Genomic DNA, 26,056 nt, shown 5'->3' on the forward strand with positions numbered 1-26,056 from the left:
ACCCGTGCCCGATCTTCCCGAGGATCTGCATCGCGCGCTGACCGAGGTCGCGCGCGTCCCACAGTTGTTGGTGGCGTCCGACTTCGATGGCACCGTCGCGCCGATCGTGTCCAACCCCGCCGACGCCCGTCCCCTGCCCGCCGCCGCCGACGCCCTTGCCGCGCTGGCGACATTGCAGTCCACCAATGCGGCGCTGATCTCCGGACGTGCGCTTCGCGACCTGAAGGTTCTGTCCGGCGCTCCCGGTGATGTGCATCTAGTGGGCAGCCACGGCGCGGAGTTCGACGCCGACTTCCTCGACGCGATCGACGACGCGGCCAGGGCCCGGCTGGCCGAACTCGAGCAGATCATGGCGGCCCTGGCGCGGCGCTATCCCGGCGCGAGCATCGAAACCAAGCCGGTCAGTGTGGCCTTCCACGTACGCAACGCGGTCCCCGAGGACGCCCAGAAGGCCCTCGACGAGGCGCTGAACGCGGTGCAGGACTGGGACATTCACATCACCGAAGGCAAAGCGGTTCGCGAGTTCGCCGTCATCGACACCGACAAGGGTGCCGCACTCGAGCAACTACGCGAACAGCTCGACGCGACCGCGGTGGTGTTCTTCGGCGACGACGTCACCGACGAAAAAGGGTTCAAGCGGCTCACCGACGGCGACGTCGGGGTGAAGGTCGGTACGGGCCAGACCCTGGCTCGCTATCGAGTCGACTCCCCTGACGACGTCGCGACCGCCCTGGAGTATCTGGTTCGCGCCCGGCGGGGTTAGACGGGCGGGCCCGCCGTCCGCCCCCGCACCAGTTCGGTTGGCAGCACATCGATCACCGGCAAGCCGTCGCGCGGCGGACTGTGCAGCAGCCGTCCGGCGCGCTTGCCCTTCTCCAGGCTGGGCTGCGACACCGTGGTCAGCCCCCGGCTCAAAGCCTCAGGGATGCCGTCGAACCCGGTGACCGTCATCTGGCCGGGCACGTAAATGCCTTTGGCGCGTAGATAATCCATCGCTGAAATCGCCAGGACGTCGGCGGTGCACATCAATGCGGTGATCCGCGGGTTGGTCTGCAGCGCCAACTCGGCGGCCGCGGCACCCGACGCCGGGCGGTGCTCACAGCTCTCCACGATGGTCAGGGCGGTCGCGTCGAGTCCCGCAGCCACCATCGCATCGCGCACCCCGCCGATCCGCTCGGTCTGGACGTGAAAGCGCGATCCCGTCAGCCGATCTGCACTAACGACGCCTGCCGCCTGGTCACCGACGCGTCGCTCATTACCCAATCGCATTGTCAGCAAACCGATTTCGCGATGCCCGAGCCCGACGACATAGTCGGCCAGTTCCCGCATGGCGGTCCGGTCGTCGATGCAGACCCGGGATGCACCCGGGACGTCCGCGGGCTGGTCGACGACCACGATCGGTACGTGGCGCTGCAACGCCGTCTGCAGATAGGGATCGTCGTCGGCCGCGGCGTAGACGACGAATCCGTCGACTCCTGCTGCCAGAACGGAATTCGTGCCGTCCGAGACACTGCGATCGGGTCCGACCGCGACCAGTAGCAGGCCCTGTCCGGCTTCTTCGCACGATTCAGCGAGCCCGGCAACGAAGTTCAGTGCGGCGGGATCACTGAAGGCGTAGGTCAGCGGCTCGGTGATCACCAAGCCGACCGCGCCGGCCTTTCGGGTTCGCAGCGACCGGGCCACCGGATCCGGGCCGGCGTATCCCAGCCGCTTGGCCGTGGCCAGCACCCGCTCCCGCAGATCCGCCGACAACTGATCGGGCCGGTTGTATGCGTTGGAGATCGTGGTCCGCGAAACCTTGAGCTCGGCAGCCAATGAGGCCAGAGTCGCCCGCCGCCGCGGCGCGGGACTTCGGGACATGCTCCGTGAGGCTAGCGCATCGAGTTGCGCATGACCGGTACCGATGCCCTATGGTTATTGGAAACGGTTTTCATTTGTATTAGGTCTACTCGGTCACAAGGAGGGCTCGTGCGCAGTACTGCGATCCGTGCGGTCATGGGTTTGTCGGCGTTGGCGCTGGCGGCTGGTCTCACCGCATGCGGCGGCGACAAGTCCCCGGGCAGCGGCCCGGCAGCAGCACAGACCCCCACCGTGGTGGCGTCCACCGACGTCTGGGGCAGCGTCGCGCAGGCGGTCGCAGGCGACCACGCCAAGGTCACCTCGATCATCACCAGCGCCTCCGCCGACCCGCACTCGTTCGAGGCCAGCCCCTCGAACGCGGCCGACATCGCCGACGCGTCGCTGGTGGTCTACAACGGCGGCGGTTACGACCACTGGGTCGACGACGTCCTGGCCAGCCACAAGTCAGTGGCTGCTGTCAACGCCTACGCACTGCTGAAGCCGCCCGCCGGCGAACCCCAGCCGGCCAACGAGCACGTCTTCTACGACCTGTCCACCGCGCGGGCCGTGGCCAGCTCGATCGCCGACAAACTCGCCCAGGACGATCCGCAGCACGCCGCCGACTACAAGTCCAACGCCGAGACCTTCAACCGCAAGGCCGACGCGATAGCGCAGACCGAGAACGCGATCCGCACCACCCACCCGGGCGCCGCGGTGGTCGCGACCGAACCCGTCGCGCACTATCTCCTGGAGGCAGCCGGCCTGACCGATAAGACACCGGCCGGATTCGCCAGCGCCGTCGAGCAGGACACCGACCCCGCCCCCGTCGACGTCGCGGCCATGCTGGACCTCATCAAGGCCCGCCAGATCGCCGCTGTGGTGTTCAACGAACAAACGATCACCGAGGTCACCAAACAGGTGCAGGCCGCGGCTGCGAGCGCCGGTGTGCCCGTCGTCAGCGTCACCGAGACGCTGCCCGACGGCAAGGACTACCTGACCTGGCAGCGCGATACCGCCGACCGGTTGACCGCCGCCTTGCAGCAGAACCGATAATCACTGCTTGTGAGTACCGAGGTCGTCTGCCTGTCCGGTGCTCGGCTGGCGTTCGGGGACCGGGTGCTCTGGGACCACCTCGATCTGAAGGTGGCCCGCGGTGAGTTCATCGCCATCCTCGGCCCCAACGGCACCGGGAAAACGTCGCTGTTCAAGGTGCTGCTGGGTCAGCTGGAACTCAGCGCGGGCACGGCCACCATCGAGGGCAGGCCGATCGAGGCGGGCAGCGAGCGGATCGGGTACGTGCCTCAGCACCGCTCGGTCGACCGGGGCCTGAGCCTGCGCGGCCGCGACCTGGTCCGCCTCGGGGTGGACGGCCACCACTGGGGCATCGGGCCGCTGTCGCCGAAGGAGCGCCAGCACCGGAACTCGGTCGTCCAGCGGGCGCTGGCAGAGGTCCAGGCCCTGAAGTTGGCCAAGGTTCCGGTCGGGGTGATGTCCGGTGGCGAACTGCAGCGGGTGCGCATCGCGCAGGCATTGGCCAGCGACCCGGTGCTGCTGCTCTGCGACGAGCCCCTGCTCAACCTGGATCCGGCCAGCGCCCGGCTGGTCGCCCAGCTCATCGACCGGCGCCGCAGATCCGGTACCGCGGTGATGTTCGTGACGCACGAGATCAACCCGGTGGTCCCCTACGTGGACCGGGTGCTCTATCTGGTCAACGGCCGGTTCCGGATCGGCACGGTCGCCGAGGTGATGACCTCGGAGACGCTCTCGGAGCTGTATCAGGCCGACATCCAGGTGGTGCAGGTCGGCGATCGCTACGTGGTGGTCGGCGAACACCTCGATCACTCCGGCCACACCCACGGACACACCCATGAATGACCGCTTCGCACACCTGCTGGATCACCTGTTCGCATTCGACATCACCGCCGACCTGCTGGGCCGGGGCTTCGTTCAGCAGGCCCTGATCGCCGCCGCGCTGCTGGCGTTGGTGGCCGGGCTGATCGGGCCGTTCATCGTGATGCGCCAGATGTCGTTCGCCGTGCACGGTTCCAGCGAGCTGTCGCTGACCGGCGCGGCCTTCGCGTTACTGGTCGGCTTCAACGTCGGCCTGGGGGCGCTGGTGGGCAGCGCACTGGCCGCCGTGCTGTTCGGCATCCTCGGGCAGCGGGCCCGCGAGCGCGACTCGGCGATCGGCGTGGTGCTGGCCTTCGGGCTGGGCCTGGCGGTGCTGTTCATCCATCTGTACCCGGGCCGGGCCGGCACCAGCTTCGCGCTGCTGACCGGTCAGATCGTCGGCGTCGGCTACTCGGGTCTGACGCTGCTGATCGCGGTGACCGTGTTGGTGGTCGGCGTGCTGACCTTCAGCTACCGGCCTCTGCTGTTCGCCACCGCGGACCCCGAAGTGGCTGCGGCGCGCGGTGTTCCGGTGCGCATGCTGGGCATCGTGTTCGCCGCCCTGGTCGGCGTGGTGGCCGCTCAAGGCGTGCAGATCGTCGGAGCGCTACTGGTCATGTCACTGCTCATCACGCCGGCAGCCGCGGCAGCCCGGGTGTTCAGTTCACCGGCGGCGGTGATCGCGGCGTCGGTGATCTTCGCCGAACTGTCCGCGGTGGTCGGCATCGTGCTGTCGCTGGCGCCCGGAGTTCCGGTGTCGGTGTTTGTCACGACGATCTCGTTCGTGATCTATCTGGTGTGTTGGGCCGTCAGCCGCCGCCAGGTGGATCCCGCCGCGGCTTGATCGATCCGCCGGCTGGTTAGGCTGGTCCGGTGACGTCCGTCGACCTGAACGCAGACCTCGGCGAAGGTTTCGGGGTGTGGGAGCTCGGTGACGACGCGGCCATGCTCGACGTCGTCACGAGCGCCAACGTGGCGTGCGGCTTCCACGCCGGCAACCCGGCCGGGCTGGCCCGTACCAGCCGTGCTGCCGCCGAGCGCGGGGTGCGGATCGGCGCCCAGGTGAGCTATCTCGACCTGGCCGGGTTCGGCCGCCGCTTCATCGATGTCGAACCGGCCGAACTCACCGCGGAGGTGATCTACCAGATCGGCGCCTTGCAGGCCCTGGCCCGCTCCGCGGGCACCGACGTCGGCTACGTCAAACCCCATGGCGCGCTGTACAACACGATTGTCACCCATCGCGAGCAGGCCCGGGCGGTCGCCGAGGCGGTGCACGCCGTCGACCCCGGCCTGCCGGTGCTGAGCCTGGCGGGTTCGGTCTTCTTCGAAGAAGCCGAACGACTCGGCTTACGCACCGTCGCCGAGGCGTTCGCCGACCGCGCCTACCGCTCCGACGGAGCGCTGGTTTCCCGCCGCGAGAACGGCGCGGTGCTACACGATCCGGAGCAGATCGCCGAGCGGGTGTCGCGGATGGTGCACCGCGGACAGGTATCCGCCGTCGACGGATCGACGATCGACATACGGGTGGAATCGATTTGCGTGCACGGTGATTCGCCGGGCGCGGTGCAAATCGCGACCGCGGTCCGCGATCGCCTGCTGCGCGACGGGGTCGACGTGGCGGCGTTCATCTGATGCGGCTCAAACTCGGCAGGCCCGATATCGGCCAGTACCGCGACCGCTTCGATGTCCCGGAGGCCGACCCGGACACCGCGCTGTCGGTCACCTGGCTGGGGGTGTCGACGCTGCTGGTCGACGACGGTACCTCGTCGCTGTTGACCGACGGCTTCTTCTCCCGCCCGCCGATGCTGGATGTCGGGCTGCGGCGGTTGACGCCGTCGGCATCGCGGATCGACCACTGCCTGAACCGGGCCAACATCAACCGGCTGGCCGCGGTGCTGCCCGTGCACACCCATTACGACCACGCGATGGACTCGGCGCTGGTCGCTGCCCGCACCGGCGCCCGGCTGATCGGCGGCGAGTCAGCGGCGAATATCGCTCGGGGATACCGCCTTCCGGACGATCAGATCGTCGTCGCGGCGTCGGGGCAGGAGCTGACACTCGGCCCGTTCGCGGTGACACTCATCGAATCGCACCACTGCCCGCCGGACCGCTTCCCCGGCACGATCACCGCACCGGTCGTGCCGCCGGTCAAAGCGTCGGCGTTCCGCTGCGGCGAGGCGTGGTCGACCCTGATCCACCACGCGCCCAGCGATCGGCGGCTGCTCATCCAGGGCAGCGCCGGCTTCCTGCCGGGTGCCCTCGACGGTTGTCGCGCCGACATCGTCTATCTGGGCGTCGGCCAGCTCGGTGTGCAACCCCGGACCTACATCGAGCAGTACTGGGAGCAGACGGTCAGGGCGGTCGGGGCGCGCCGCGTCGTGCTGATCCACTGGGACGACTTCTTCCGCCCGCTCACCGAGCCGCTGATCGCGTTGCCGTATGCCGGTGACGACCTGAACGTGACGATGCGGGTGCTGTCGGTCCTGGCCGAGCGTGACGGAGTCGCGCTGCATCTGCCGACGGTGTGGCAACGCGAAGACCCGTGGGCCTGATCGCGCCGTGCTGATCGTCGCCCTGCTGGCCCTGGTGGTCGTCCTCGTCTTCGCCATCGCCCGCCCCAGGGGCTGGTCAGAGGCATGGGCAGCGGTGCCCGCCGCCGCCCTGGTCATCGCGATCGGTGCGGTGTCGACCCACGATGCCGCCGACGAGGCGAGCCGGATGCTTCCGGTGGTCGCCTTCCTGGCCGCGATATTGGTGCTGGCCAAGTTGTGCGACGACGAGGGGCTGTTCCAGGCGGCGGGCACCTGGATGGCACGCGGCACCGCGGGGAAACCGCGGCGGCTGCTGGGTCAGGTGTTCCTGATCGCGGCGGCCACCACCGCGGTGCTCAGCCTGGACGCCACCGTCGTGCTGCTGACCCCGGTGGTGCTGGCCACCGCACGCACGCTGAAAGTGCCGCCCCGCCCACACCTGTACGCGACTGCGCACCTGTCCAATTCGGCATCACTGTTACTGCCGGTGTCCAACCTGACCAATCTGCTCGCGTTCAGCGCCGCCGGGCTGTCGTTCACCCGCTTCAGCGCGTTGATGACCGCGCCGTGGCTCGCGGCTATCGCCGTCGAATACCTGGTGCTGCGGCTGGCGTTTCGGCGCGATCTCGCCGACGTGCCGCCCGAAAGCCCGCCCCCGCAGCCGGACCGGCCGGTGTTCGTCCTCGTGGTGCTGGCCTTGACGCTGGTCGGGTTCGCGGTGACCTCGTTCGCAGGCCTGTCGCCGGCCTGGGCGGCACTGGCCGGCGCGGTGGTACTCGGCGTGCGCTCACTGGCGCAGGGGCGCAGCACGATCGGCGGGATCGTGCACTCGCTGAATCTGCCGTTCCTGCTGTTCGTACTGGCGCTGGCGGTGGTCGTCAAAGCGGTGATGGTCAACGGTCTCGACACCGCCGCCGCGGATCTGCTGCCGTCGGGTGGCAGCCTGCCGGCACTGCTCGGCATCGCGACGGTGGCGGCGCTGCTGTCCAATGTCGTCAACAACCTGCCCGCTGTACTGGTGCTGCTCCCGCTGGCCGCAGGCAGCGGTCCGGCCGCAGTGCTCGCCGTGCTGATCGGGGTGAACATCGGACCGAACCTGACCTACGCCGGGTCGTTGGCCAATCTGCTGTGGCGCAGGGTGTTGCACCAGCAGGGCGAGCCGACCAGCGTGCGCGAATTCACCTGGCTGGGTCTGGCGACGGTTCCGGCCTGCCTGGTGGTGGCGGTGCTGACGTTGTGGGCCGGGGTGCAGCTGATCGGGGTGTAACGCTAGCGGCGACGCTGACGGGCGATCTCGGCGAGCACCACACCGGCAGCGACCGATGCATTTAGCGACTCCGTCGGCCCTGCCATCGGAATCGACACCACCGCATCGCAATTCTGGCGTACCAGTCGCGATAGCCCCTTGCCCTCCGAGCCGACCACGAGCACCAGCGGCCCAGAGCCGTCGAGATCGTCGAGCGTGGTGTCGCCCTCGGCATCGAGCCCGATCACCTGAACACCGGCGTCGGCCCAATCCTTCAGCGTGCGAGTGAGATTCGTGGCCCGCGCGACCCGCACGCGGGCAGCCGCACCGGCGCTGGTACGCCACGCGACCGCCGTCACCGATGCGGAGCGCCGCTGCGGGATCAGCACACCGTGGCCGGCGAAGGCGGCCACCGACCGCACGATCGCGCCGAGGTTGCGCGGGTCGGAGATGTTGTCCAGTGCGACCAGAAGCGCCGGTTCGACGTCAGAGGTGGCGGCCGCCAGCAGATCGTCGGGGTGGGCGTAATTGTAGGGCGGCACCTGCAGAGCGATGCCCTGGTGTAACCCGTTGGAGCTCAACCGGTCCAGATCGTGGCGTGGCACTTCGAGAATCGCGATGCCGCGGTCCGCGGCCAGGGTGACCGACTCGGTCAGCCGCTCGTCGGCTTCCGCGCCCAGCGCCACATACAGCGCTGTCGCCGGTGCGTGCGCACGCAGGCACTCCAACACCGGGTTGCGGCCCAGCACCATCTCGGTCTCGTCGGTGGGCTTCGAATACTGGCGCGCCCGCTTGTCAGCATTCGCGGCGCGTCGGGCCGCCGGATGCCCGGTGCGAGCACTTGCCGGCGGCGTCGCGCCGCGGCCCTCCAGCCCACGGCGGCGCTGACCGCCGGACCCGACGGTCGGACCCTTCTTCGTGCCTTCCTTGCGAATCGCACCGCGCCGCTTGGAGTTTCCCGCCATCTACTTGCCGCCTTCGTCGCGTAGCGCCCACTGCGGTCCGTCGGCGGTATCGGTCACCTCGATGCCGGCTTCGGAGAGCCGGTCCCGAATCTCATCGGCCAGAGCCCAGTCGCGGGTCTGGCGAGCACCGTCGCGGCGGTTCAGCTCGGCGCGCACCAACACATCGACCGCAGCCAGGGCCGCCGACGTCTCGTCGCGGGTCTCCCAGCGCTCGTCGAGCGGGTCACACCCGAGAATCCCCATCATCGAACGGATTTCACGCGCCTTCGCCAGCGCGGTCTCGTGGTCGCCGGATTCCAGGGCCCGGTTGCCGTCCGCGCGGGCGGCATGCACCTCGGCCAGGGCGGCGGGTACGGCGAGGTCGTCATCGAGCGCCGCACCGAACTTCTCGGTCCACGTGCTCGGCACCACGACGCCGACACGAGTCCGCACCCGGTGCAGGAACTCCTCGATGCCGGTGTACGCCTTGACCGCATCCTGCAGTGCGTTCTCGGAGAACTCCAGCATCGACCGGTAGTGGGCACTACCCAGGTAGTAGCGCAGCTCTGCGGGCCGAACCCGTTGCAGCACAGCTGGAATCGACAGGACATTGCCCAACGACTTGCTCATCTTCTCCCCGCCCATGGTGACCCAGCCGTTGTGCAGCCAGTACCGGGCGAAGCCGTCGCCGGCGGCACGCGCCTGCGCGATCTCGTTCTCATGGTGCGGAAAGACCAGATCCATACCACCGCAGTGAATATCGAATTCCGAGCCAAGGTATTCGTGCGCCATCGCAACGCATTCGGAGTGCCAGCCTGGGCGGCCCGCTCCCCACGGCGTCGGCCAGGACGGCTCGCCGGGTTTGGCACCCTTCCACAGGGTGAAGTCACGCTGGTCGCGCTTACCGGTGGCCACGCCCTCGCCCTGGTGCACGTCGTCGACCTTGTGCCCGGACAGCTTGCCGTACTCCGGGAAGCTCTGTACGTCGAAGTAGACGTCCCCTGCGCCGGTATAGGCGTGGCCGGTGTCGACCAGTCGCTCGATGAGCTCGACGATCTGGGTGATGTGTCCGGTCGCCCGGGGCTCGGCAGACGGCGGCAGCACGCCCAGGGCGTCGTAAGCCGCCGAGAATGCCCGCTCATGGGTGGCCGCCCACTCCCACCACGGCCGGCCTGCGTCGGCGGCCTTGGTGAGGATCTTGTCGTCGATATCGGTGACGTTGCGGATGAATGCAACGTCGAAACCCTTGGCCGTCAGCCAACGCCGCAGCACATCGAAGGCGACCCCGCTGCGGACATGCCCGATGTGCGGCAAGCCCTGGACGGTGGCGCCGCAGAGATAGATCGAGGCATGACCGGAACGGATCGGCGCGAAATCGCGCACGGCACCGCTGTAGGTGTCGTGGAGTCGCAGGGTGCCGGTCACGACGCGCCAGCTTACCGGCCTGAACGGCTCAGTCAGGCATCGAGGCGGACCCGGCCACCACCAGGGCGGTGGCGATGGCCGCCATCCCTTCCCCGCGGCCGGTCAGCCCGAGGCCGTCGGTGGTGGTCGCCGAGACCGATACCGGCGCGCCCAGCAGGCCGGACAGCAGGCGTTGGGCTTCCTCCCGGCGCGGCCCGATCTTGGGGCGGTTGGCGATCACCTGGACGACGGCGTTGCCGACCGTGAAGCCCGCGGCGGTGAGCAGCTCGCGGACGTGTTCGAGCATGCGGGCGCCGGTGACACCGCGCCACTGCGGCTGGTCCACGCCGAACACCGACCCGAGATCGCCGAGGCTCGCCGCCGAGAGCAGCGCATCGCAGAGCGCGTGGACGGCAACGTCCCCATCGGAATGTCCGGAGCAGCCGTCGGCATCGTCGAACAACAGCCCCAGCAGCCAGCAGGGCCGGCCCGACTCGATCGGATGGACGTCGCTGCCCAGCCCGATGCGGGGAATCGTCATGCGACCAGCAGAGCTAGGGCCAGCTGGAGATCCAGCGGCGTGGTGACCTTGAATGCGAGGGGGTCGCCGGCGACGGTGTACACCGGGGTGCCCAGGTATTCGACCAGCGAGGCGTCGTCGGTGACCGACGCGCTGCCGACGTGCTCGTACGCGCGGCGGAGCAACGCGGTGTCGAAGCCCTGGGGTGTTTGCACGGCACGCAGCCCGGAGCGCTCGGGAGTGCCGAGGACGACGCCGTTGGCGTCGACGGCCTTGATGGTGTCGGTGACCGGCAGCACCGGAATGACCGCGCGCAGGCCGTCACGCAGGGCCGCGACCACCCGCTGGATCTGCTCGACCGGCGTCAGCGGCCGGGCGGCGTCGTGCACGAGAACGAACTCCGGGTCGCCGACGGAAGCCAATGCTCGTCGTACGGTTTCCGGACGCTCCGGACCGCCGGCGACAACCGTGGCACGACCGTCGAGCAGCAGCTTCGTTTCGTCGACCCGCTCGGCCGGCGCGGCGACGACCACCCGGTCGATCACGCCGGAGGCCAACAGACCGTCCACCGCGCGTTCGAGCATGGTTCGGCCACCGAGATCCACAAAAGCCTTTGGGATACCCGCGCCCAGCCGTTCACCGGAACCGGCGGCCGTGACGACCGCGACCGTGTCCGACACCTAACCCCTCAGGGCAGTCAGGACGCGGCGGCCAGCGCCTCGTCGAGAATGATGGTGGCCTTCTCGTCGTCGGTGTTCTCAGCGAGGGCCAGCTCGCCGACGAGGATCTGCCGGGCCTTGGCCAGCATGCGCTTCTCGCCCGCCGACAGACCGCGCTCCTGATCCCGGCGCCACAGGTCGCGAACGACCTCGGCGACCTTGTTGACGTCACCGGACGCCAGCTTCTCGAGGTTGGCCTTGTAGCGGCGCGACCAGTTGGTCGGCTCTTCGGTGTGCGGGGCACGAAGCACCTGAAACACCTTGTCCAGGCCTTCCTGTCCGACCACGTCGCGAACGCCGACATATTCGGCGTTGTCGGCGGGAACTCGGACAGTGAGGTCCCCCTGGGACACCTTCAAGACGAGGTATTCCTTCTGTTCGCCTTTGATGGTCCGGGTTTCAATGGCCTCGATCAATGCAGCACCGTGGTGTGGATAGACAACGGTGTCTCCGACCTTAAAAATCATCAGTTTCGAGCCCCTTTCACACTCCGATGTTACCACGGTGGCCGACAGCGTGCGGAACAACGATGCAGGTCAGGGGCACCGAAGGTGAAGAGAGGGGGTTGACAGGGTGACGAAAGCGTGCAACGCGGGCGCTCGTACCCACTGCTCAGCACACCCCCGCCCGGTCCCGGCCGCGCACTTCTGTCACCGCCCCGTGAACCCTCAGCTACCGCCGCGCGACGCTACCTACTACTGTGCATAGTCGAACCGCGGCGGCGCGACGAAGCCGTCCACACGGGCCGAGCAGGAGGCTGTTGTGAACCGCTTGACGAATCGCCTCGTCGCCGCATCCGCTGGCCTGGCGGCCTGCGGCCTGATCCTGACAGGGTGCGGTGCGGGCCAGATCTCGCAGACCGCCGACCAGCAGTCGGCCGTCAACGGCGCCACCGCGAATGTCGGAAGCATCGCGCTGCGCAACGTGCACATCCAGGCAGTGCAATCCGGTGACGCCCTGAAGCCGGGGCGCGCCGTCGAGCTGATCTTCGCCGCGGCAAACATCTCCCCGGACACCAACGACAAGCTGGTCAGCGTCAGCTCCGACGTGGGTTCGGTCGAGCTGACCGGAAACACCTCGATCCCGGCCGGAACGTCCTTGATCGTCGGCAGTGCCGACGGCCAGGCCGAAGCGGCGCCGATGGGCAGTGTGCAGCCGGCCAAAGCCGAGGTCACTCTCACCCAGCCGATTTCCAACGGCCTGACCTATGGCTTCACCTTCACCTTCGAGAAGGCCGGCCAGGCGACAGTCCAGGTGCCCATCTCGGCGGGTGGCGCGGAGCGGCAAGGGGCACCCGCAGGCCAGGAGTGAGCTGACACGGACCGCTAATACGCGGATCTGTCGGACCCACCCGATAGCGTCACGGCCGTGGCCAAGGCGCGTTCGCAATATCGCTGTTCGGAATGCCGCCATGTAATGGCCAAGTGGGTCGGCCGTTGCCCGGAGTGCGGAACCTGGGGCACGGTCGACGAGGTGGCCGGGGCGAGCGCCGCCGGCACCACTGCACAGCGCGCCGTCGTGCCCTCCACCCCCGCGGTACCGATCAGCTCCATCAACCCCGACCGCACCCGTCACTTCCCCACCGGCGTCGACGAACTCGACCGAGTCCTCGGCGGCGGGGTGGTGCCCGGCTCGGTCAGCCTGCTGGCCGGTGATCCCGGGGTCGGCAAGTCCACACTGCTGCTCGACGTGGTGCACCGGTGGGCGAGTTCGGGCCGGCGCGCGCTGTATGTCTCCGGCGAAGAGTCCGCGGGCCAGATCCGGATGCGCGCTGAGCGGACCGGCTGCACCCATGACGAGGTGTTCCTGGCCGCTGAAACCGACATCAACACCGTGCTCGGCCATATCGAGGCGGTGCAGCCGAGTCTGGTGGTGGTCGACTCGGTGCAGACGATGACAGCCGGTGACACCGACGGCGTGGTCGGCGGAGTGACCCAGGTACGCGCGGTGACGACTGCGCTGACCGCCGCGGCCAAGTCGAGCGGCGTGGCGCTGGTGCTGGTCGGCCACGTCACAAAGGACGGAGCGATCGCCGGGCCGCGCTCGCTGGAGCATCTGGTGGACGTGGTGCTGCACTTCGAGGGCGACCGCAACTCCACCCTCCGGATGGTCCGCGGGGTGAAGAACCGCTTCGGCGCCTCCGATGAGGTCGGCTGTTTCGTATTGCAGGACAACGGTATTCAGGGGATTTCCGATCCGTCCGGGTTGTTTCTCGACGACCGGCCCAACCCGGTACCCGGCACCGCGGTCACGGTGGCGCTCGACGGTAAGCGCCCGCTGATCGGCGAGATCCAGGCCCTGTTGGCCTACCGTCCCGAGAACGCACCGCAACGCCGCGCGGTCAGCGGGGTGGACAGTTCACGGGCGGCGATGATCGCCGCGGTGCTGGAGCGGCGGGCCAACCTCAAGGTCAGCGCCACCGACATCTATCTGTCCACCGTCGGCGGGATGCGGTTGATGGATCCCTCGTCGGACCTGGCGGTCGCGATGGCGATGGCATCGGCCTACGCGGACCTGCCGCTGCCCAGCACCACCGTGGTGATCGGCGAAGTGGGCCTAGCCGGGGATCTGCGCCGCGTCACCGGAATGGACCGCCGACTCGCCGAAGCGGCACGCCTTGGCTTCACCGAGGCGCTCGTACCGATGGGGTGCGGCGCCGTCCCCAAGGGCTTCAAAGCCATCGAATCGGCCACCATCGGTGACGCCCTGCGCTCGATGTTGACGATCGCAAAACGGCCCTACGACAAGGTCGTCACGCAGCTTCGGCGGGAGGGGTCGAGTAACGACCTCGACGCAGTGGACAATAAGTGGCTGTGAGCACCGTCAACGGAGCCAGCGGCTCCGCCCAGCCAACGGCGGTCACGCTGCGCGAGACCATCGGGCGACTGGCGCCCGGCACTGCCCTTCGCGACGGCCTGGAGCGCATCCTGCGTGGTCGCACGGGTGCGCTGATCGTTCTGGGCTACGACGAGCGGGTCGAGACGATCTGCGACGGCGGGTTCTCCCTTGATGTGCGGTTCGCCCCGACCCGGTTGCGCGAGCTGTCGAAGATGGACGGCGCCGTCGTGCTGTCCACCGACGGCAGCCGGATCGTACGGGCCAACGTCCAACTGGTCCCGGATCCGACGATCCCCACCGACGAGTCCGGAACCCGGCACCGCTCCGCCGAGCGCACCGCGATCCAGACCGGCTATCCGGTGGTCTCGGTGAGCCACTCGATGAACATCGTCACGGTGTACGTCTCCGGCGAGCGCCACGTGGTGGCCGACTCAGCCACCATCCTGTCGCGGGCCAACCAGGCGATCGCCACGTTGGAGCGCTACAAGGCTCGCCTCGACGAGGTGTCCCGGCAGCTGTCCACCGCCGAGATCGAGGACTTCGTCACGCTGCGCGACGTCATGACGGTGGTGCAGCGGCTCGAGATGGTTCGCCGCATCGGACTCGAAATCGATTATGACGCAGTGGAACTCGGCACCGATGGCAGACAGCTGCGACTACAGCTCGAAGAACTGCTCGGCGGCAACGACACCGCCCGCGAGCTGATCATGCGTGACTATCACGCCAACCCCGACCCGCCGTCGAAGGCTCAGGTCGCCTCGACGCTGGCCGAATTGGACTCGCTGTCGGACACCGAACTGTTGGACTTCACCGCGCTGTCGCGCGTATTCGGCTATCCCTCGACGGCGGAGGCGCAGGATTCGGCGCTCAGCGCGCGTGGCTATCGGGCGATGGCCGGCATCCCGCGCCTGCAGTTCGCCCACGTCGACCTGCTGGTACGCCGCTTCGGTTCGCTACAGGGACTGCTGGCAGCCAGCGCCACCGACCTGCAGTCCGTCGACGGCATCGGCGCGATGTGGGCACGGCACGTTCGCGAGGGCTTGTCGCAGCTGGCCGAGTCGACCATCGCCGACCGGCTGGTCTGACGCTATCTGAATGCTTACCCCGCGGGCGCCGGCGGCGGGGCCTCGCCCGGGGCACCGGCGGGCAGCTGCTGCCCGGCGGCTGGTGCGGCACCCGGCGGCGGAGCGTCGGCCAGGATGAACGGCACCGTCGCTGAACGCAGGTTGCCCAGCTGGACCACCAGGTTGTAGGTGCCGGGTCCGATCGGCTGGCGCGGCAGCGGGCACTGCGGTGCGGAGCCCATGGCGGTCCAGGTCACCTCGGTGGTCACCTGCTCACCCGGGTTGAACGTCTTGACCAGCGTCTCGTTCGACGGCGCGCAGTCGAGGTTCGACCACAACCGCTTGCCGTCCATCGAGTACACGTAGGCGGCGAGCACGGCTGCACCGACGTCACGCTTGCAGGCCACCAGACCGATATTGGTGACGACCATGGTGAACTTCGGCTGGTCGCCGATCGCGTACTGCGGCTGGTTGGTGATGCCCTTGACCGCCAGGTTGGAATCCGGGCAGTCGTCGCCCTCTTTGAGCACCGGCGGTGGCACGACGGCCTCGGTGGGCGTCGGTGCGACCGCGACGGGTCCCGACGGGGTCTCCGCCGGCGGCGGCGGCGCGACGACGGGAGTCTTGTTGTCCGGCTGGGGATTCTGCGGTTGAGCCACGGGCGTGGTCTTCACGGCGCTCTTCGAATCCGAGCCACCGCTGAAGACGATGAAGGCCACCCCGACGACGATTGCGGTAACTACCGCGACGATGCCGATTGCCAGAGCACGGCGTCGCCAATAGATTTGCGAGGGTAGGGGTCCACGCGGTTCCAGATCCAGATCCAGCACGTTTCCACGGTAAGGGCAGGTCACCGCGAGTTGTCCGACCCCGCTCGGCGTGTCGCCTTGTTAGCTAGCTGGAAAAGTGTTTATTCGCCGATATCGCCGAGGTGTTCGCGCAACGCAACTTTGCCGTCGGCGAGGTGATAGGTCAGGCCCACGATGGCCAGCGTGCCGGCGGCGACCCGCTCGGCGATGAGGGCGGACCGGGCCATCAGCTGCGTGCCGGTCTCGACGACATGGCGGGCCTCGAACTCGTCGACGCGGGTCAGGCCCTCGCGGCGACCCACCAGGATCGACGGTGTCACCCGCTCGACGAGATCGCGAATGTATCCGCCGGGCACCGCGCCGTCGTCGAGGGCGGACAACGTCGCCTTGACCGCGCCACAGCTGTCGTGTCCGAGGACGGCGATCAGCGGCACGTTGAGAACGCCGACCGCGTACTCGATGGATCCCAGCACCGCGGAGTCGATGACGTGTCCCGCCGTGCGAACCACGAACATGTCGCCCAGGCCCTGGTCGAAGATGATCTCGGCGGCAACCCGGCTGTCAGCGCACCCGAAGATGACTGCGGTCGGGGTTTGCCCCCCGGCCAACCGCGCACGGTCCTCGATGCTCTGGCTGGGATGCTCTGGCTGGCCGGCAACGAATCGCTCGTTACCCTCTTTGAGTGCCTTCCATGCGGTTATCGGGCTGGTGTTCGGCATGGCCGTCATTCTGCCTTGTCTGTCACCTCGAAACTATATGAGTTCCATTTGTGACGAGCTCGTCGTGTGGTACGGGCATGCCCGGCGCGACCTGCCGTGGCGCGCTCCCGATGTGACGGCGTGGCAAATCCTGGTCAGCGAATTCATGCTGCAGCAGACTCCGGTCGCGCGGGTGGCGCCCATCTGGCTGGATTGGGTGGCGCGCTGGCCGACACCGTCGGCGACGGCTGCAGCCAGCGCCGCGGACGTGCTTCGCGCCTGGGGCAAGCTCGGCTATCCGCGCCGAGCAAAGCGCCTGCACGAGTGCGCGACCGTGATCGCCACCGAACACGACGACCGGGTGCCCGACGATGTCGAGGTGTTGTTGACCCTGCCCGGTGTCGGCTCCTACACCGCCCGCGCGGTGGCCTGTTTCGCCTACCAGCAGAGCGTGCCGGTGGTGGACACCAATGTCCGACGGGTCGTGGCGCGCGCGATCCACGGCCGCGCCGATGCTGGAAATCCCTCCGCCACAAGAGATATGGCCGACGTCTTGGCGCTGATGCCCGATGACGAGACGGCGCCCGTGTTCTCGGCGGCGCTGATGGAGCTCGGCGCGACGGTGTGCACGGCGCGCTCGCCCAAGTGCGGGGTGTGCCCGCTGAGTGTTTGCGCCTGGCGGGCCGCCGGCCACCCGCCTGCGGCGACCGCGCCACGACCCGCCCAGCGGTTTGCCGGCACCGACCGGCAGGTACGCGGGAAGTTGCTGGATGTGTTGCGCGCCAGCACTTCTCCGGTACCGCGCGAGCAGCTTGACGTCGTCTGGCTGACCGATACCGCACAGCGCGACCGCGCGCTGGATTCACTTCTGGTGGACGGCCTGGTTGAACAGACCGCCGATGGCCGGTTCGCGCTGTGCGGTGAGGCCGACTAGGCAGACCGGGCGAACCGGCGGCGGTAGTCCGACGGGGTGACGCCGACGATCCGGCGGAAGTGGTGGCGTAGCAGCGTGGCATTGCCGAATCCCGCCCGCTCGGCGATGCGGTCGACGTCCAGATCGGTCTCCTCGAGCATGCGGCGGGCGTAGAGCACCCGCTGATCGGTGACCCACTGCATGGGCGTGGTGCCGGCCTCCTCGACGAAGCGCCGCGCGAACGTGCGCGCCGACATGTTGGCTCGGCGAGCCATGCTCGTGACCGTGTGCGGCTTGTCGAGGTTGGACAGAATCCAATCCAGTTGCGGCGCAAAGCCTTCCGAGCATCGCGCGGGGATGGGTTGCTCGATGTACTGACGCTGGCCGCCGTCGCGCTGCGGAGGAACCACCATTCGCCTAGCGATGATGTTGGTGACCGCGCTGCCGAGTTCACGGCGCACCAGGTGCAGGCACGCGTCGATGCCGGCGGCGGTACCGGCGCTGGTCACCAGATCGCCATCGTCGACGAACAGCACATTGCGGTCGATGATCGCCGTCGGATAACGCTGCGCGAGGTCGTCGGCGTGCATCCAGTGCGTGGTGCAGCGGCGTCCGTCGAGCAGGCCCGCTTCGCCCGCCACGAAGGCGCCGGAACACACGGTCAGGATCGTCGACCCGGCCGCATGCGCGGCCCGCAGGGCTTCCAGAGCTTCCGGCGGGTACGCCTCGACCGGGCCGGTGACCGCCGATACCGCCACCACGTCGGCGCCGATCAGGGCGTCGAGGCCATGGTCGGGCACCAGGGTGGCGCCGACACTGGTGCGCAGCGGCACGCCTGCCTGCGGACCGCACACCTTGAAATCGAAGTTGGGCACACCGTCTGCCGCCCGGTCGATTCCGAAGACTTCGCAGACCACGCCGAACTCGAAGACGGCGACGTTGTTCAGAACCAGCGCCGAGACACTCTTCAAAGGCATGGCAGAATTTTATCTCACCGGGTCAGTACTGCCACTGTTGGCGGAATCTTTTTCCCCGCAGCATTACTGCCATGAACGCATTCGCCGCCATCGCCAAGAAACTGCATCTGCACCCCGATCAATTCCGGGTGTGGGCACCGATGGTCGGTCCACTCTTCGCAGACGATGCCGACCTGCGCCGGATCGCCCACGATCTCGACGCCGTACGGACCAGGTTCGAACACCATCCGACCTGGCCGTCGTCAGGTGCTCTCGGGGAGCGCCGCTAGGAACGACTCGACGGCGTCCCGGTACCGATCCGGGGCGTCGTCGTGAACGAGGTGGCCTGCCCCGGGGACATGGACGTAGCGTGCCGACGGCCCGCCCAGCTCGGCCATCCGGCGCATCTGCCCGGGCGGCGCCACCGAGTCACCCGCCTCGATCAGCAACACCGGCGCCCGGACCGCCTGCCACTGCCGCCAGTAATCCCGAGTCCCCCACTCCGCCGCGATCTCGATCCAGCGAGCGGGCTGGCCGTGCAGCCGCCAGCCGCTCGCCGTGCGGTCGAAGGCTTCGAGGAAGTAGCGCCCCGCGATCGGCCCGAATTCGTCGAAAACCTGCTGTTCGGTGGAGTATTCGACCGGCAGGGCATGCACCCACGGTTCCCACGGGCCGGTCGTGCGGCCGACGAAGTCCGGCGCCATGTCCTCGACCACCAACCCGCGCACCAGGTCGGGGCGCTGCGCAGCCAGGCACCAGGAATGCAGACCGCCCATCGAGTGCCCGACGAGTACGGCCGGCCCGTCGAGGCGTGCAAGGGCGTCGCCGAGGTCGGTGACGAACCGTTCGGTGCTGACCGGTTCGGAATCCTCGACCTCACGTCCGCGGTGCCACGGTGCGTCGTAGGTGTGAACCGACCCGAACCGGGCCAGCCACGGCACCTGTCGCGACCACGTGGTGCCGCGGCCCATCAAGCCGTGAACCAACACCACGGGCCTCCCGGTGCCACCCCGATAGGTCAGCAGCTCAGTGCTCACCGGTTCATCTTGCGCGGTCGGTCACCGGCCCGGGCGGGCGCGGTAACCTTGCGCCATGTCCGTGGTGAAGATCAACGCAATCGAGATTCCGCCTGGCGCCGGTCCAGAGCTGGAGAAGCGGTTCGCCAACCGCGCCCACGCCGTAGACAACCAGCCGGGCTTCCTCGGGTTCCAACTGCTGCGGCCCGTCAAGGGCGAGGACCGCTACTTCGTGGTGACCACATGGGAGTCCGAGGAGGCGTTCCAGGCCTGGGCCAGCGGACCGGCGATCCACGCGCACGCCGGTGAGCGCGCGAACCCGGTGGCCAAGGGTGCCCATCTGCTCGAGTTCGAGGTTGTGTTGGACGTTGCCGGGACCGGCTCGAAGGCGTAGCGCACGCCGGGTGTGCCGGCGTGCGGTGGCGGCGGCCACCGTGATCGCGTCCGCCGCCCTGGCAACCAGCTGCACATCAGCCCCCGCGCCGCCCGCCAACGCCGGCGCGGGTGTCCGCATCGACCTCAACACCCCGCAGGGCGTCCGAGCCAAGCAGGTGATGGACATGCTGAACTCGGACTGGCCGATCGGAGACGAGAGCGTCAAGACGCTGGCCGCTCCGGACCTGGTGGACCCGGTCGCCCACACCATGGACTCGCTGTGGTGGGACCGGCCCTACACGCTGGCCGGCGTCGAAGTCGGCGCCAACGTCGCCACCCTGCACATGCTGACCTCCTACGGCGCCCGCCAAGACATCGACCTGCGCATCGGCGACGACACGTTCGTCAGCCGGTTCGTCGTCACCACCGAGAAACCGAAGATCGAATCGTGGCAGGACGTCGACACCGCCCTGAACCGCACCGGTGCCCGTTATTCGTGGCAGGTCTCCAAAGTCGACGACGGCCGCTGCGAGAAGGTGGCGGGTACCAACACCACTGAATCCCTGCCGCTGGCTTCGATTTTCAAGACATACGTGTTGTACGCGGTTGAAACTGCCGTCAGGGCAGGAACTGTGAACTGGGACGACAAGCTCACGATCACCGCCGAGTTGAAGAAACTCGGTTCATCGGGCTTCGACAAGCTTCCCCCCGGATCCCAGATCACCGTCCGCGAGGCCGCGGGCAAGATGATCTCCACGAGCGACAACATGGCCACCGACATGCTGATCGGACGGGTGGGAACCCACGCCGTCGAAGAGGCCCTGGTCGCCGCCGGACACCACGACCCGGCGAGCATGACGCCGTTCCCGACGATGCGGGAACTGTTCGCGATCGGCTGGGGCAACCCCGATGTGCGTGAGCAGTGGAAGACGACCGTGCCGGCGAATCGGGGAAACCTGTTGCACGACGCGGATTCCCGCCCGTACGACCCCGATCCGATGCGCTCCCACACACCGGCCTCGACCTACGGCGTGGAGTGGTATGCCAACGCCGAGGACATCTGCCGCGTGCACGCCGCCCTGCAGCACAACGCCGTCGGCCGTGCGGCTCCGGTCAAGGACGTGATGTCCGAAGCCGCGGGTATCGACCTCGACCCCGCCGAGTGGCCCTACATCGCCGCGAAGGCCGGAAACCTGCCCGGGGAGATGACTTTCAGCTGGTACGCGGTGGACCGAACCGGCCAGGCCTGGGTGGTCAGCTTCCAGTTCAACTGGCCCCGCTTCCACAGCGCGAACGCGGGTGGTTGGGCGATGATGATCATCAAGCAGGTGTTCGGGCTACTGCCCCGCTACCGCTGAGCGCAGCGTCCACCCCGAACCTCGGTGATGCAAGGCGGTGCTGCTGGCCGGTGCTATATCGATGCGCCAGAACGATTGTGGCGGCGCATCGAGGGTGCTCAGGATCGCCGCGCGAACAACCGCCGGGTGGGTGAAAGCGACAACCCGCCCCGGTGTGCGGGCCACATCGACCAACCAACCGCGTACCCGCGCGATCAGCTCGACCACCGATTCGCCGTTGTGCGGGCGGCTTTCAGGGTCGGTCAACCACTGCGTGAGCTCACCGGGCTGCACCTGGTCGAGACTCAGTCCGCCCCAGGAACCGCACCCCAGGTCGGCCAGCCGCGGATCAATTGCAGGCGTAAGACCGAGCGCGTGCGCGCTCTGTCGTGCCCGTAGTTCCGGCCCGGAGAACACCTCATCGGCGGCAACCAGGTCGATCCCGGTCAGCTGCCGTCGACCCAGGGGGTTGAGCTCTTCGTCGAGCGGAAATCGCCCGGCTGCCATGGCATCGGTCATGGCGTGTGACACCAGGGTCAGCCGGACGACCTCGCTCACGCAGCGATGGGTTCCTGCTGCTTGCTATCGAGCAGCCGGTGCAGCATCGCCCCACCGACCAGACCGATCGTTGTCCAGACGATCACCTGGGTGCCCAGCGCATACAGCCGGAACTCATAGAGATCCGTCGCCGGGAAGCCCGGGAACACAATCATTCCGGCGTCATTCACCATCGGTCCCGGCGTCTCGTTGATCGTCGGCAGCAGCAGCATCACGATCGCGACCGCGACGATGTACGCGCCGCCGGCGGCCAGCGTGGCGTTCCAGGCACCCAGCTTCGGCGTGAGCTGGAAGGCGAGGTAGACCGCAGCGACCATGAACAGCGCCGACAGCGCCACCATCAGGATGTACAGCAGCGCGCGCTGCTTGATGGTTTCGTCGAGGCTGGTGGCCGGCGGGCTGGGCGGATACTTCAGTGCCGGCACCACCCACAGCGAGATGAGCATCGCGCCCGCGGTCAGCACTGCGAGCGTGCGGGCCGACACGGTGTCGATGCGGCTGTACGCCACGCAGAACACGACAGCGAACAACGCGCCGAGCGCCACGCTGAAGAGCAGCACGCCCAGTCCCATACCGATGTTGGACTGCACCGTGCGAGTGAACAGCTCGCCGCCCTCATGGCTGTGCCCGTGCCCGTGCGCGGACGCCGCCTCCATGGCTTCATGCGCCGCGGTGGTGCCGTCTTCGAAGTCGATGGCTCGTCCGACGATCGGCTCGATGAAGATCTTGGACCAGACGAATCCGAACACGCCTGCGAGGGCGCCGGCCAGAATGCCGCGCCAAATTATTGATTTTTCCATTGTCGTGGAGTGTTTTCCGCCGGCTCAGTGGCAGGGGAATCCGAGGAGGTGGCGGGCGTCATGCACGAATTCGTGGATGTACATGTTGTCGCCGAAGACCGAGGTGGCGCCTTGGTCGACACCGACGAAATACAGCACCAGCAGCGCGAAGAAGGCGGTCAGCGAGAGCCAGACGACAGCTTTGGCGGCCGAGAGATCGACGGCGCGTGAGTGGCTCTTTGTCTGCGGAGTAGTCATTCGGTGTCCTTCCAGGGAGCTACGCGTCCCAATGCGAACCATGACGGGCCTCGGGTCTGACTGTCAACAGTGGCGCGACCGTTCTGGAATTTCACCAGATTCCTCGACTCGTCTCTTACCCCGAGGATGCTATACCTCCGCGGGGTCAGCCGGCGCCGTAACCCAGCTGCTGCGCGGTGTACTTGGCGGCATCGGTGACCGGGACCGCCTGCACCGCGGTGCCGTAGGCGCAGATTTCGGTCCAGACATCGCCGAGTTCGGTGGTGTCGAACCGCATTCCGATGATCGCGTTTCCGCCACGGGTGCGGGCCTCGGTCATCAAGCGATTCATCGCCTCATTGCGGCTCTCCGCGAGGTTCTTCGTCATGCCCTGCAGCTCGCCGCCGAACATGCTCTTGAAGCCCGCGCCCATCTGGGAGAAGGCATTGCGCGATCGCACGGTGAGACCGAAGACCTCGCCGCACACCCGCTGGATCTCCCAGCCGGGGATGTCGTTGGTGGTGACCACAAGCATGAGCAGAGGGTAGCGGTCGCGCGCGGGGGAATCGATGCGGACGAAAACAATTCATCGCCGATACGAAAAAGACCCCCGACATCGTCGGGGGTCTTTTTCGTTGGTGCCTACTCGCTGGCGGTGCCTGCGTTGGCCAGATCCGCCTCGGCGATCTCCGGACGCTTGGGACCACCGGCGAAGGTGAACTTCGCGTCCTCGCCGGCGCCTTCGCCGTCCCAGTTCTCCACGTCGACCGTGACCAGCTGACCGGGGCCGACCTCTTCGAAGAGGATCTTCTCCGAGAGGGCGTCCTCGATCTCGCGCTGGATGGTCCGCCGCAGCGGCCGCGCACCCAACACCGGATCGAAGCCGCGCTTGGCCAACAGCGCCTTGGCGTTGTCGGTCAGCTCCATCTCCATGTCCTTGGTCTTGAGCTGCTTGGACACCCGGCCCACCATCAGGTCGACCATCTGGATGATCTCGTCCTGAGTCAGCTGGTGGAAGACGATGATGTCGTCGATGCGGTTGAGGAACTCCGGGCGGAAGTGCTTCTTCAGCTCGTCGTTGACCTTCTGCTTCATCCGCTCGTAGTTGTTCTCGCCGCCACCCTGGGTGAAGCCGAGACCGACCGCCTTGCTGATGTCGGAGGTGCCCAGGTTCGAGGTGAAGATCAGCACGGTGTTCTTGAAGTCGACCGTGCGGCCCTGACCGTCGGTGAGACGGCCGTCCTCGAGGACCTGCAACAGGGTGTTGTAGATCTCCTGGTGGGCCTTCTCGATCTCGTCGAACAGCACCACCGAGAACGGCTTGCGCCGCACCTTCTCGGTGAGCTGGCCGCCCTCCTCGTAGCCGACGTATCCGGGCGGGGCACCGAACAGCCGCGACGCGGTGAAGCGGTCGTGGAACTCGCCCATGTCGATCTGGATGAGTGCGTCGTCGTCGCCGAACAGGAACTCCGCCAGCGCCTTGGACAGCTCGGTCTTACCGACGCCGGACGGGCCGGCGAAGATGAACGAGCCGGACGGGCGCTTGGGATCCTTCAGGCCTGCGCGGGTGCGGCGGATGGCCTTGCTGACCGCCCGGACCGCATCCTCCTGGCCGATGATCCGCTTGTGCAGCTCGTCCTCCATGCGCAGCAGCCGGGTGGTCTCCTCCTCGGTCAGCTTGAACACGGGGATACCGGTCCAGTTGCCGAGCACCTCCGCGATCTGCTCATCGTCGACCTCGGCGACAACATCGAGATCGCCTGAGCGCCACTGCTTTTCACGCTCAGCGCGCTGCGCGACCAGTTGCTTCTCCCGGTCCCGCAGGTTCGCAGCCTTCTCGAAGTCCTGGGCGTCGATCGCGGATTCCTTCTCCCGGCGAGCGTCGGCGATCTTCTCGTCGAACTCACGCAGGTCTGGCGGCGCGGTCATCCGGCGGATGCGCATGCGCGCACCGGCCTCGTCGATCAGGTCGATCGCCTTGTCCGGCAGGAACCGGTCGTTGATGTAGCGGTCGGCCAACGTCGCCGCCGCGACCATCGCCGAGTCGGTGATCGACACCCGGTGGTGGGCCTCGTACCGGTCGCGCAGACCCTTCAGGATCTCGATGGTGTGCGCCACCGTCGGCTCACCAACCTGGACCGGCTGGAACCGGCGCTCCAGGGCGGCGTCCTTCTCGATGTACTTGCGGTACTCGTCGAGCGTGGTGGCGCCGATCGTCTGCAGCTCGCCTCGAGCCAGCTTCGGCTTGAGGATCGACGCCGCGTCGATGGCACCTTCGGCGGCACCCGCACCGACCAGCGTGTGCAGCTCGTCGATGAACAGGATGATGTCGCCGCGGGTGTTGATCTCCTTGAGCACCTTCTTGAGGCGCTCCTCGAAATCACCGCGGTAACGGCTGCCGGCCACCAGCGACCCGAGGTCGAGGGTGTACAGCTGCTTGTCCTTGAGTGTCTCGGGAACCTCGCCGTGCACGATGGCCTGGGCCAGGCCCTCGACGACGGCTGTCTTACCGACACCGGGCTCGCCGATCAGCACCGGGTTGTTCTTGGTGCGCCGGCTCAACACCTGCATCACCCGCTCGATTTCCTTCTCGCGGCCGATGACCGGGTCGAGCTTGCCCTCCATGGCGGCCGCGGTGAGGTTGCGGCCGAACTGGTCGAGGACCAGCGACGTCGACGGGTTGCCGGACTCGCCGCCACGGCCGCCGGTGCCGGCTTCCGCGGTCTCCTTGCCCTGGTAGCCGCTCAGCAGCTGGATGACCTGCTGGCGCACCCGGGTCAGTTCGGCGCCGAGCTTCACGAGCACCTGGGCGGCGACGCCCTCGCCCTCGCGGATCAGGCCGAGCAGAATGTGCTCGGTGCCGATGTAGTTGTGGCCGAGCTGCAGCGCCTCGCGAAGGCTCAGCTCGAGAACCTTTTTGGCGCGCGGGGTGAAGGGGATGTGCCCGGACGGGGCCTGCTGGCCCTGACCGATGATCTCCTCGACCTGGCTGCGGACACCTTCAAGTGAGATGCCCAGCGACTCCAGTGACTTGGCGGCTACGCCTTCACCCTCATGAATAAGTCCCAGCAGGATGTGCTCGGTGCCGATGTAGTTGTGGTTGAGCATCCGGGCCTCTTCTTGAGCCAGGACGACGACCCTGCGGGCACGGTCGGTGAATCTCTCGAACATCCTCGGTTACCTGCTCTCCATCACGATTAGGTACAGCGGTAGTCACCACGTACCTGTCGTCCACTCTAATGGGCGGCCCGGGAAGGCGTCCTCCCTTGTCACCCTTACCGCTTTCCCTAGCGGTGCGGACCTAGCACACCAACGCGGCGGAGCTGCGAATCGTTTCCGGCAATCACCGGCGTCCGCTTCGCCGCGAGCGAAACGGCGCCGCC

The 26,056-nt window shown here is 67.7% G+C and carries 29 protein-coding genes; 14 read left to right on the plus strand and 15 right to left on the minus strand.

Features of this window, described 5'->3' with window-relative positions; translation table 11 throughout:
• Positions 1-4 precede the first annotated feature (4 nt).
• Positions 5-763, plus strand: a complete 759-nt coding sequence (gene otsB, locus AB4879_RS12390; protein ID WP_370507808.1) for a trehalose-phosphatase — start codon at positions 5-7, stop codon at positions 761-763.
• Here otsB and AB4879_RS12395 read toward each other — a convergent pair.
• Positions 760-1,860: a LacI family DNA-binding transcriptional regulator gene (locus AB4879_RS12395; protein WP_370507809.1), complete on the minus strand. Its 1,101-nt coding sequence runs from the start codon at positions 1,858-1,860 to the stop codon at positions 760-762. The two genes, otsB and AB4879_RS12395, sit on opposite strands and share 4 nt — an antisense overlap.
• 135 nt (positions 1,861-1,995) lie before the next feature.
• On the opposite strand from AB4879_RS12395, the gene AB4879_RS12400 reads away from it, so the two are divergent.
• From AB4879_RS12400 to AB4879_RS12425, 6 genes are read left to right on the plus strand one after another with little or no spacing between them, the layout of a single operon-like run.
• Positions 1,996-2,892 carry a metal ABC transporter solute-binding protein, Zn/Mn family gene (locus tag AB4879_RS12400; RefSeq protein ID WP_370507895.1) on the plus strand — a complete coding sequence of 299 codons (897 nt, stop codon included), beginning with the start codon at positions 1,996-1,998 and terminating at the stop codon, positions 2,890-2,892.
• 9 nt (positions 2,893-2,901) lie between these two features.
• Positions 2,902-3,714: a metal ABC transporter ATP-binding protein gene (locus tag AB4879_RS12405; RefSeq protein ID WP_102807317.1), complete on the plus strand. Its 813-nt coding sequence runs from the start codon at positions 2,902-2,904 to the stop codon at positions 3,712-3,714.
• Positions 3,707-4,573 (plus strand): metal ABC transporter permease, encoded by an 867-nt coding sequence (locus AB4879_RS12410; RefSeq protein ID WP_102807318.1) that lies wholly within the window; start codon positions 3,707-3,709, stop codon positions 4,571-4,573. Before AB4879_RS12405 ends, AB4879_RS12410 begins: the two co-directional genes overlap by 8 nt.
• A 29-nt stretch (positions 4,574-4,602) precedes the next feature.
• Entirely contained in the window at positions 4,603-5,361 is a 759-nt protein-coding gene (locus tag AB4879_RS12415) for a LamB/YcsF family protein (protein ID WP_370507810.1), read from the plus strand.
• Complete coding sequence (locus tag AB4879_RS12420) at positions 5,361-6,281, plus strand: MBL fold metallo-hydrolase (RefSeq protein ID WP_370507811.1); 921 nt, start codon at positions 5,361-5,363, stop codon at positions 6,279-6,281. Before AB4879_RS12415 ends, AB4879_RS12420 begins: the two co-directional genes overlap by 1 nt.
• Before the next feature lie 10 nt (positions 6,282-6,291).
• Complete coding sequence (locus tag AB4879_RS12425) at positions 6,292-7,527, plus strand: SLC13 family permease (protein WP_370507896.1); 1,236 nt, start codon at positions 6,292-6,294, stop codon at positions 7,525-7,527.
• Positions 7,528-7,529: 2 nt separating this feature from the next.
• Here AB4879_RS12425 and rlmB read toward each other — a convergent pair whose 3' ends face one another.
• The 5 genes from rlmB to carD are packed head-to-tail and all read right to left on the minus strand — an operon-like array spanning position 7,530 to position 11,560.
• Entirely contained in the window at positions 7,530-8,471 is a 942-nt protein-coding gene (rlmB, locus tag AB4879_RS12430; protein WP_102807321.1) for a 23S rRNA (guanosine(2251)-2'-O)-methyltransferase RlmB, read from the minus strand.
• A complete protein-coding gene (gene cysS / locus AB4879_RS12435; protein ID WP_102807322.1) occupies positions 8,472-9,875 on the minus strand; it encodes a cysteine--tRNA ligase in 1,404 nt (467 codons plus the stop codon).
• Positions 9,876-9,903: 28 nt separating this feature from the next.
• Entirely contained in the window at positions 9,904-10,395 is a 492-nt protein-coding gene (ispF, locus tag AB4879_RS12440) for a 2-C-methyl-D-erythritol 2,4-cyclodiphosphate synthase (RefSeq protein ID WP_102807323.1), read from the minus strand.
• Positions 10,392-11,054: a 2-C-methyl-D-erythritol 4-phosphate cytidylyltransferase gene (gene ispD / locus AB4879_RS12445; protein ID WP_370507812.1), complete on the minus strand. Its 663-nt coding sequence runs from the start codon at positions 11,052-11,054 to the stop codon at positions 10,392-10,394. Before ispD ends, ispF begins: the two co-directional genes overlap by 4 nt.
• Positions 11,055-11,071: 17 nt before the next feature.
• A complete protein-coding gene (carD, locus tag AB4879_RS12450; RefSeq protein ID WP_019512593.1) occupies positions 11,072-11,560 on the minus strand; it encodes an RNA polymerase-binding transcription factor CarD in 489 nt (162 codons plus the stop codon).
• Between the two features lie 295 nt (positions 11,561-11,855).
• Here carD and AB4879_RS12455 point away from each other — a divergent pair, with 295 nt between their 5' ends.
• From AB4879_RS12455 to disA, 3 genes are read left to right on the plus strand one after another with little or no spacing between them, the layout of a single operon-like run.
• Entirely contained in the window at positions 11,856-12,404 is a 549-nt protein-coding gene (locus AB4879_RS12455) for a hypothetical protein (protein ID WP_370507813.1), read from the plus strand.
• A gap of 57 nt (positions 12,405-12,461) precedes the next feature.
• Entirely contained in the window at positions 12,462-13,910 is a 1,449-nt protein-coding gene (gene radA, locus AB4879_RS12460) for a DNA repair protein RadA (RefSeq protein WP_370507814.1), read from the plus strand.
• Positions 13,907-15,016, plus strand: coding sequence for a DNA integrity scanning diadenylate cyclase DisA (gene disA / locus AB4879_RS12465; RefSeq protein ID WP_199189877.1), 1,110 nt, complete (start codon positions 13,907-13,909; stop codon positions 15,014-15,016). Before radA ends, disA begins: the two co-directional genes overlap by 4 nt.
• A 14-nt stretch (positions 15,017-15,030) precedes the next feature.
• On the opposite strand, the gene AB4879_RS12470 is transcribed toward disA, so the two are convergent.
• On the minus strand, positions 15,031-15,816 hold the full coding sequence (locus AB4879_RS12470; RefSeq protein WP_370507897.1) for a hypothetical protein: 786 nt from the start codon (positions 15,814-15,816) through the stop codon (positions 15,031-15,033).
• An 89-nt stretch (positions 15,817-15,905) separates the two neighbouring features.
• Positions 15,906-16,523 carry a carbonic anhydrase gene (locus AB4879_RS12475; RefSeq protein WP_102807393.1) on the minus strand — a complete coding sequence of 206 codons (618 nt, stop codon included), beginning with the start codon at positions 16,521-16,523 and terminating at the stop codon, positions 15,906-15,908.
• Positions 16,524-16,560: 37 nt separating this feature from the next.
• On the opposite strand from AB4879_RS12475, the gene AB4879_RS12480 reads away from it, so the two are divergent.
• A complete protein-coding gene (locus AB4879_RS12480) occupies positions 16,561-17,436 on the plus strand; it encodes an A/G-specific adenine glycosylase (RefSeq protein WP_370507815.1) in 876 nt (291 codons plus the stop codon).
• Here AB4879_RS12480 and AB4879_RS12485 read toward each other — a convergent pair.
• Complete coding sequence (locus AB4879_RS12485) at positions 17,433-18,392, minus strand: GlxA family transcriptional regulator (RefSeq protein WP_370507816.1); 960 nt, start codon at positions 18,390-18,392, stop codon at positions 17,433-17,435. The two genes, AB4879_RS12480 and AB4879_RS12485, sit on opposite strands and share 4 nt — an antisense overlap.
• 71 nt (positions 18,393-18,463) lie before the next feature.
• Between AB4879_RS12485 and AB4879_RS12490 the strand changes: the two genes are divergently transcribed.
• Entirely contained in the window at positions 18,464-18,661 is a 198-nt protein-coding gene (locus tag AB4879_RS12490) for a hypothetical protein (protein ID WP_102807331.1), read from the plus strand.
• Here the strand turns inward: AB4879_RS12490 and AB4879_RS12495 are convergent.
• A complete protein-coding gene (locus AB4879_RS12495) occupies positions 18,635-19,408 on the minus strand; it encodes an alpha/beta fold hydrolase (RefSeq protein WP_102807332.1) in 774 nt (257 codons plus the stop codon). The two genes, AB4879_RS12490 and AB4879_RS12495, sit on opposite strands and share 27 nt — an antisense overlap.
• A gap of 55 nt (positions 19,409-19,463) precedes the next feature.
• On the opposite strand from AB4879_RS12495, the gene mhuD reads away from it, so the two are divergent.
• Both mhuD and AB4879_RS12505 read left to right on the plus strand, forming a co-directional pair.
• The gene (gene mhuD, locus AB4879_RS12500; protein WP_036341775.1) at positions 19,464-19,781 is read left to right on the plus strand and encodes a mycobilin-forming heme oxygenase MhuD; all 318 of its coding nucleotides are present in this window, start codon (positions 19,464-19,466) and stop codon (positions 19,779-19,781) included.
• Positions 19,756-21,120 (plus strand): serine hydrolase, encoded by a 1,365-nt coding sequence (locus AB4879_RS12505; RefSeq protein ID WP_370507817.1) that lies wholly within the window; start codon positions 19,756-19,758, stop codon positions 21,118-21,120. The genes mhuD and AB4879_RS12505 overlap by 26 nt, the downstream gene beginning before the upstream one ends.
• On the opposite strand, the gene AB4879_RS12510 is transcribed toward AB4879_RS12505, so the two are convergent.
• The 5 genes from AB4879_RS12510 to clpC1 form a co-directional block, all read right to left on the minus strand.
• Entirely contained in the window at positions 21,100-21,657 is a 558-nt protein-coding gene (locus AB4879_RS12510) for a histidine phosphatase family protein (protein ID WP_102807334.1), read from the minus strand. The genes AB4879_RS12505 and AB4879_RS12510 overlap by 21 nt on opposite strands.
• A complete protein-coding gene (locus AB4879_RS12515) occupies positions 21,654-22,457 on the minus strand; it encodes a CbtA family protein (protein ID WP_102807335.1) in 804 nt (267 codons plus the stop codon). The genes AB4879_RS12510 and AB4879_RS12515 overlap by 4 nt, the downstream gene beginning before the upstream one ends.
• A 24-nt stretch (positions 22,458-22,481) precedes the next feature.
• The gene (locus AB4879_RS12520) at positions 22,482-22,694 is read right to left on the minus strand and encodes a CbtB-domain containing protein (protein ID WP_083118814.1); all 213 of its coding nucleotides are present in this window, start codon (positions 22,692-22,694) and stop codon (positions 22,482-22,484) included.
• 145 nt (positions 22,695-22,839) lie between these two features.
• Positions 22,840-23,208, minus strand: coding sequence for a YbjQ family protein (locus tag AB4879_RS12525; protein ID WP_036341780.1), 369 nt, complete (start codon positions 23,206-23,208; stop codon positions 22,840-22,842).
• A 107-nt stretch (positions 23,209-23,315) separates the two neighbouring features.
• A complete protein-coding gene (clpC1, locus tag AB4879_RS12530; RefSeq protein WP_370507818.1) occupies positions 23,316-25,844 on the minus strand; it encodes an ATP-dependent protease ATP-binding subunit ClpC in 2,529 nt (842 codons plus the stop codon).
• Between the last annotated feature and the right edge of the window lie 212 nt (positions 25,845-26,056).

It is taken from the genome of Mycobacterium sp. SA01 (genome assembly GCF_041287105.1).
Classification (GTDB): Bacteria; Actinomycetota; Actinomycetes; order Mycobacteriales; family Mycobacteriaceae; genus Mycobacterium.

Excerpts from the sequence above, each read along its gene's own strand:
- rlmB (WP_102807321.1), bottom strand. The coding sequence starts at position 8,471 with ATGGCGGGAAACTCCAAGCGGCGCGGTGCGATTCGCAAGGAAGGCACG.
- AB4879_RS12420 (WP_370507811.1), top strand. The coding sequence starts at position 5,361 with ATGCGGCTCAAACTCGGCAGGCCCGATATCGGCCAGTACCGCGACCGC.
- clpC1 (WP_370507818.1), bottom strand. The coding sequence starts at position 25,844 with ATGTTCGAGAGATTCACCGACCGTGCCCGCAGGGTCGTCGTCCTGGCT.
- AB4879_RS12475 (WP_102807393.1), bottom strand. The coding sequence starts at position 16,523 with ATGCCGAACACCAGCCCGATAACCGCATGGAAGGCACTCAAAGAGGGT.
- ispF (WP_102807323.1), bottom strand. The coding sequence starts at position 10,395 with ATGACGATTCCCCGCATCGGGCTGGGCAGCGACGTCCATCCGATCGAG.
- carD (WP_019512593.1), bottom strand. The coding sequence starts at position 11,560 with ATGATTTTTAAGGTCGGAGACACCGTTGTCTATCCACACCACGGTGCT.
- AB4879_RS12490 (WP_102807331.1), top strand. The coding sequence starts at position 18,464 with ATGAACGCATTCGCCGCCATCGCCAAGAAACTGCATCTGCACCCCGAT.
- AB4879_RS12515 (WP_102807335.1), bottom strand. The coding sequence starts at position 22,457 with ATGGAAAAATCAATAATTTGGCGCGGCATTCTGGCCGGCGCCCTCGCA.
- AB4879_RS12395 (WP_370507809.1), bottom strand. The coding sequence starts at position 1,860 with ATGTCCCGAAGTCCCGCGCCGCGGCGGCGGGCGACTCTGGCCTCATTG.
- mhuD (WP_036341775.1), top strand. The coding sequence starts at position 19,464 with ATGTCCGTGGTGAAGATCAACGCAATCGAGATTCCGCCTGGCGCCGGT.
- AB4879_RS12520 (WP_083118814.1), bottom strand. The coding sequence starts at position 22,694 with ATGACTACTCCGCAGACAAAGAGCCACTCACGCGCCGTCGATCTCTCG.
- AB4879_RS12525 (WP_036341780.1), bottom strand. The coding sequence starts at position 23,208 with ATGCTTGTGGTCACCACCAACGACATCCCCGGCTGGGAGATCCAGCGG.
- AB4879_RS12485 (WP_370507816.1), bottom strand. The coding sequence starts at position 18,392 with ATGCCTTTGAAGAGTGTCTCGGCGCTGGTTCTGAACAACGTCGCCGTC.
- AB4879_RS12410 (WP_102807318.1), top strand. The coding sequence starts at position 3,707 with ATGAATGACCGCTTCGCACACCTGCTGGATCACCTGTTCGCATTCGAC.
- AB4879_RS12480 (WP_370507815.1), top strand. The coding sequence starts at position 16,561 with ATGAGTTCCATTTGTGACGAGCTCGTCGTGTGGTACGGGCATGCCCGG.
- AB4879_RS12400 (WP_370507895.1), top strand. The coding sequence starts at position 1,996 with ATGGGTTTGTCGGCGTTGGCGCTGGCGGCTGGTCTCACCGCATGCGGC.